The organism is Actinomadura geliboluensis (genome assembly GCF_005889745.1).
Taxonomy (GTDB): Bacteria; Actinomycetota; Actinomycetes; order Streptosporangiales; family Streptosporangiaceae; genus Spirillospora; species Spirillospora geliboluensis.
In genome coordinates this window covers 1-6,158 of sequence record NZ_VCKZ01000499.1, presented here as the reverse complement: position 1 = coordinate 6,158, position 6,158 = coordinate 1, and the positions used below count along the sequence as shown (strand labels likewise).

4 protein-coding genes are annotated in these 6,158 nt (G+C 67.9%); 2 read left to right on the top strand and 2 right to left on the bottom strand.

The window, feature by feature from the left end; genetic code table 11:
- Positions 1–476 precede the first annotated feature (476 nt).
- Complete coding sequence (locus ETD96_RS39610) at positions 477–2,021, bottom strand: serine/threonine-protein kinase (protein ID WP_138641620.1); 1,545 nt, start codon at positions 2,019–2,021, stop codon at positions 477–479.
- A gap of 725 nt (positions 2,022–2,746) precedes the next feature.
- Between ETD96_RS39610 and ETD96_RS39605 the strand changes: the two genes are divergently transcribed.
- Positions 2,747–3,067 (top strand): hypothetical protein, encoded by a 321-nt coding sequence (locus ETD96_RS39605; protein WP_138641619.1) that lies wholly within the window; start codon positions 2,747–2,749, stop codon positions 3,065–3,067.
- A gap of 348 nt (positions 3,068–3,415) precedes the next feature.
- On the opposite strand, the gene ETD96_RS46285 is transcribed toward ETD96_RS39605, so the two are convergent.
- A complete protein-coding gene (locus ETD96_RS46285) occupies positions 3,416–4,366 on the bottom strand; it encodes a DUF4231 domain-containing protein (protein ID WP_205719695.1) in 951 nt (316 codons plus the stop codon).
- Positions 4,367–4,395: 29 nt separating this feature from the next.
- Here ETD96_RS46285 and ETD96_RS47235 point away from each other — a divergent pair.
- Positions 4,396–6,158 (top strand): AAA family ATPase (locus ETD96_RS47235; RefSeq protein ID WP_240808555.1); only part of this gene is annotated, 1,763 nt, incomplete at its 3' end.

The following is a 6,158-nucleotide window of genomic DNA, read 5'->3' as shown; positions in this document are numbered from 1 at the left end:
GGGCATATTCGGGCTTGTCGGCCGGGTGGGCGAGCGCCGTCTGATCCGGCGGGCGGATGCCTCGGCGACGATGCGGGCGCGGGCGGCGCGTTCGGCGATGAAGGTGCGTTCCATCTCGGCGAACAGCGCTAGCAACAGTGAGGCGATATCAGCGACCGCCAGCATCTCACCGGCACCACTGATGGTGACGCGCCGGCTTCGTTGGGCTCGATCGTGAATCTTGGATGGCCGTCAACCGTTGGAGCGCTCGTGAAACCATTCCGCTCAGAAGGGATCTGCTTCGACAGAACCGCTATCTCACGCAACTCTCGTTCGTCTCCATTGGCAGCGCATTCCTTGCCCATCACCGTTCTTTTGATGGCTATCCTCTCGCCTCTGACGCCCTGGGGGTAGTGCCACGGCCGATGCCCTTTGTCCACTCGAACTGCGTCGATGTCGTTTGCGTTGTCAACAGCACTTTCCCGCTACGCCCGGGCTCAGCGGCCGGGTCTGATGCTGCGTGGGGCCCGCCAGTAGACGGTCTGAGCGCTGATCCACAAAATGAACAAGACGCCCAGAGCACACACCAGGGCCCGGGCGCGGCCGTCGGAGCCAAGGTGGGTGCTCATGTCCATGTCCATCTCCATGCCCCAGGCTGAGAAGGCGAACGGCAGCCACATCACCGCCACGGCACCTTCGGTGATGACAGCCGTCCTGAGCAGTGCGGGACGGAATCGCCTGAGGCGGGGCATCCGCGTGATCAGCGGCTTGTTCACTCCGGCGAACGCGAACATGAGCGCGACAGCGCCCAAGAGCCAGCCCAAGGTCGCGCCAACACCGATGTCAGGGGTGTCTCCCTTGCCCACCTCGTTGATCGCGACCTCGTTATAGCCGCTTGGAACGGCTAGAGAGAGCAACAGGTTGAGCAGGGCGACGGCCGCGAGGGTGAGGCCCGGCCGACGAGTGAGGTTCCACAGCCCGCATGAGAACACGGCCACCAGCGCCAGAGCCCCCACCAGCCAGCGCGGGGCCATGTCCAAAAGCACCACCAGCCCGACCGGGTCGGAGAAGTCACGCGGCAGCAGCAAGACGGCGGCGGCCGCGATCCAAGCGCTGGCGAGCGCGCCCCTGACGGCGACCGGGGCGCCGCGGGCGCCGCGGGCGCCGTTGCCCGTGAGCGTGGGATCGATACGGGTAGCCGGGTCCGGGTCGGCCTGCCGATCCTGGGCGAGAGGTCGTTCGCCGTCCTCGGCAACGGCATTGAGCAGTTCGCGGGCCTGCGCGGGAGACGGCCGGTCGGCGGGATCCTTGCGGAGCAGGCCGTCCAAGAGCCGGGCGAGTGGACCGCCGCACTGGGGCGGGGCCGGTTCCCCGGTGGCGATGGCGATGAACAGGGCCCCGTGGCTGGGCGCGGTGAACGGCGTGCGGCCCTCCACCGCCCTGTACAGAGTGGCGCCGAGTGCCCACAAGTCCGACGCGGGGGTGGCGGTCTGTCCGTGCACCTGTTCCGGAGACATGTAGGCCGGGGTACCCAGTACGGCGCCCGAGCGGGTGAGGGTCGCGTCGCCTTCCACCGCGGCGATGCCGAAGTCGGTGAGGACGACCCGCCCGCTTTCCAGCAGCACGTTGGCCGGCTTGACGTCGCGGTGGACGATGCCTTGCGCGTGCGCGGCCGACAGCGCGTCCAGCATCGCCAGCCCGATCGCGGCGACCTGGCGGGCGGGCAGCACTCCTTGATCTGCCAGCAGGCGCTCCAGCGACAGGCCCTGGAGCAGTTCCATCACGATCCACGGACGGCCGTCCTCGTCCACCACCCGGTCGTATACCGTGACGACGCCCGGATGCCTCAGCCGGGCGGCGGCTCGCGCCTCCCGCTCCATCCGCGCGTACCACACCGACCGCTCCTGCTCGGTGACCTGCTCCGGAACCCGAAGCTCCTTGATGGCGACCTCACGGCCCAACTCGGGGTCATGGGCCCGCCACACCGACCCCATTCCGCCCTGCCCGATCTTCCCCAAGTTCCGGTACCGGCCCGCCAGCACGCCCTCGCCGTCCCAGCCGATGATCGGACCCTACAGGCCCCTGCCCACCCCGGTGAGCTGTGCGAGACCGCGATCGCTGACGTCCCTCCACACCGCCCAGCCGGGCGGGGCACCGTCTTCTGCCATGCCGAGGGGCGTCAGGGGTTACCGAATCCTCGGGTGCTCGGTGAAGCCCGCCGCACCATCCACCGCATCATCCACGGGTCGGCGGCCGCGCGGTGCTGAGGTGGTGCGGTGTCGGCACGGACGAGGTGACCTACGGGCTGCAGATCAACTGCCATTGCCGGGCCTCGCCGATCTTGGGGCCAACTCGTCCAGGTCAGCGGCGGCTGTGCACTCTTGACTGGTGTCGGGTCCGTGAAGAGGGCGCTGGGGGAAGCTGCATGTTCTAGTCTTGTCTTGTGCGGTTGACTGCCCTGCTGAAGAACCCAATAGCGGTGGTGAGCGCGGCGCCTCGCAGACGTCGGTGCGATGTGTGCGAGGCCCGCGTGGCGGAGAAGACCCACAGACGGAAATCCAGGCGTCAGCCACAGGAGAAGCTATGGGGGTCTTTAACCGCCAAGCGTGGCCCATCAAAAACATATGCCCATTATCTGTGCGCCGATTGTCGGCGGCGGAATAAAGCCGAGCTCACTGCCGAGATGGCGGCGCAGCTTGCAGCAATGACACAGGAGTGCAGGTCCTGGTTGCGTGAGGCTCCGCTCGTAGATCGACTCCCGGCCCCGGTGGACCGCTTCACCGAGAACGACTTTGGCCCCTACCATCGGTTCGTTGAGCTGATGGAGTTCGAGGAAGCGGCAAGTCTGGCTGCCCGGCACATCCTTTATGGGCACCCGCCGCACGGCCCCAGTTTTCCTGTGGATCACGGCTACAAGAAGCCGCGCCGCCCGCCGGATTCCCATCATGCTGTGCTGCGCCTGCCGCAGCGGCATAATATCATTGGCCACTACAACGACGCCCTGGTGTTCACGGGGTCGATTTATCGACTGGCTGACGGTCGTGTGGTGCTGTACTGGCACGATCACGAGTGGGACTACTCCGATTGACCCGCCAGTGGAGCGTTTGGCGGCATGGAGATCCCGGCCAGAGCCTCACTGAGCACGCCGGCGAGGCCCACTCACTCGGGTACCAAGCCACCAGCCGCAAACACACAACGTCACCAACGCTGCGCAGAGCTACCCAGCGACTGGGGCCGCTCCGGGAGAAGACCGCCCAAGCGGCCGCGCGGGGGGCGTTAGTTTGCTGCGCCGAGGGTTGTGCCCCGGGCGCTTGATGCCCGACGGACTCCCGCCCTGGCTGATGCTCGGTGCCATCCTCGCCAATCGGCTATTTGCCCGATCTCTCCTGGCCGCTACGGGTACCCGAGATCGCCAGGAGCTGGCCGAGAAGGCGGCTCAGGCCGACGTGCCGGAGGTGCCGGCCGAGGCCGAGTTCCCTTCCGGGGGCTGTTCGAGCTGCTGTTCGCGCTTGCGCTGTTCATTCTTGATCGTTTCGGCGCGTTGGGCGAACTCGATGAGCCGGTCCTGTTCTGCGAGGTTGCGGTAGGCGTGGATGCCCAGCTCGGCGCTCCTGTACTCCAAATCCAGATCATCGGCAGCCTGCTGCAGATTCATGCTCCGTTCGCGGAACTTGAAGTATCCGGTCATCCCCGCCGACACGCCGACGGCGAAGCTGAGGGCCGTGGCCACCAACTCTGGAGGGGAGTTGCCGGCTGCTGCGGTGGTGGCGATGGTGGTCGCCAACGACCCGACGATGATGATCGTCTGGAACCTGTTGTGGGTCGTGCGGTACTTGCGCGCCTGGCCGCGGTACTCCTCGATCGTGGTCAGCACGTCGGAGTGGTAGATCCATAACAGGCGGGTCAGGCCACCGGACACCATCCGGGTCCGGGCGTCGCGTTCGGCGTCGCGGAGCCGCGCGAGCTGGAGTTGGGCTCCGGCGATCGTGCGTGCGGTGGCGGCCAGGCCGCGGATGCTGGAGATCACAACGGCCAGCAGCGCGGCTGCGGTGACCGCGTCCCCGGCTACCAGCACCGCCAGGTCGATATGCACCGGCGGTCGGTCGGCGAACCGCGCCAGATTGAGTACCAGCAGAACCGCCAAGAGCGCCGGCGCGGCGACGGCCAGCAGAGCCCGCCAGCGCCGGCGGCTCGATTCGGCCTGGTGGACGGCTTCTTTGAAGTCGTGAATCCGGAACCGCGCGTCGTTGAAGTCGTAGGCCGCGGTACTTGGACCTTCCTCGCGCGCCGGATCAGTCGCAGCATCGGTCACACCGTGACGGTTAAACACTCTGATCTTGTCGTCAAGAGGCGAGTAAAGAAGGTCTGGCCCGCGGACCGAGGTCATCTCCGTCCCACCTCCCTCGCCACTGCCGGTTGGCCGGATCAGGCCGGGCTGGCGCGTATCTCCGCGCGGGGGCAAGGCGGGGTGTCGACGACCTGCGACGCGCCCAGGTCACCAGCATCGAGGACCTGCCCGAGCCGACCGACAAGGGCAAGCGGTCGATCGCCAACTCGATCGCCCGGCACGTCTACCGCGCCTTCCTCGACCCGGAGGTCGAGAAGACCAAGGACGTGTGGGACCTGGCGGCCTTCGGCTTCGGCGGCCGCCTGAGCTTCACCAAGATCTCCCAGCACTGGCTCCGCGAGGCCATCAAACACTGGGCCCTGGACGACCTGCCCAAACGCCGTGGGGACAACGCCCGCGGCTTCGTCCAGCACCACGTGAACTGCGCGGCCATGCTCTCGGAGAGCCTGCGGGCCGTCCGTGACGACCGCGGGGAGATCCCCGCCCAGCTCGGCCGGGCCGACATCGAGAGCTTCCTGCACCGCCTGGCCTACCAGGAGGCGAACGGCAAGCTCACCCACAAGGCCCGGGCCCGGATCGTCCGCCAGCTCAAGCGGATGCTGGCCCGCATCCGCAGCCTGGGCCTGACCCGCCCCGGCGGAGTCGCCGGGGGCCTGGCCGACGACTTCGTCCTGCTCACCTCCGACGTCCCCCAAGAGCCCGAAGACGAAGAGCCCGGCCGGGACCTCCCGCCGGAGATCATGCGGCAGCTGTGTGAGCACCTGCCCAAGTTCGAGGAGGTGGCCCGCACCAGCCGCGAGGTCCGCATCGCCGTCGAGCTCGCCATCGACACCGGCCGCCGCCCCGACGACATCTGCGAACTGCCTTGGGACTGCCTGGACCGTGACGACAATGGCGACCCTGTGCTGGTCTATGACAACCGCAAACGCAACCGGCTCGGCCGTCGCCTGCCGATCCCGGAGGCCACCGCCGAGCTGATCACCCAGCAGAAGAAGCGAGTACGCGAACGGTTCCCGAACACCGCGATCGCCGAGCTGAAGCTGCTGCCTTCGTCCCGCAAGAACCCCGACGGCACCCGGCCCATCGGCGACTCCAGCATGAGCGAACGGCACCGCATCGGGTCCAACAGCCTGCCGCTACTGCTGCTGGCAGACGGCACCGAGTTCGACAAGACACAGGTGGTGCCCTACGCCTACCGGTCTTTCGGCGCTGACCCGGCTGGCGGCCGCCGGACGCACCGCAGCCGAGCTGCAGGCCAAGTCCCGGCACCTGCACCTGGCCAGCCTCGGCCGCTACGTCCGCCTCGGCGAGCAGACCTCGGCGGCCCTCACCGCCGAGCACGACCCGCACGCCCGGCGCCGTCCCACCGACCCGCGAAGGAGTTCCTCGTGACGGCCGAGACACCCAAGGACATGACCGGGACCAAGTCCGGAGACGGCGTCGGGGACCGAGCGCCTTCGGCGACCGTGTGGTTGCTGGTCGGGTTGACCGGGTCGGGCAAGACCACCTTCGCCAAGCGCTTGGAGGAGCGGGGCGTGGTGCGGTTGTCGGTGGACGAGGAGGTCTTCCGGCGGCACGGCCGCTACGGCGTGGACTTCCACGAGTCGCGGTGGTTCGAGCTGGCCGACCCGGTCGCCGAGGAGGTCTACCAGCGGCTGGGCGACCTGGTGAAGGCCGGGCGGGACGTGGTGCTGGACGTGGGGTTGGAGCGCCCCGGGTTGGGTGGAGGCCCTGAAACCTGGAAGGGTGAGGGGCTATGGCACCCCCGAGAAAGTACTCCGTTGAGCTGCGTGAACGCGCGGTCCGTATGGTCTTTGAGCTGCGCGAGCAG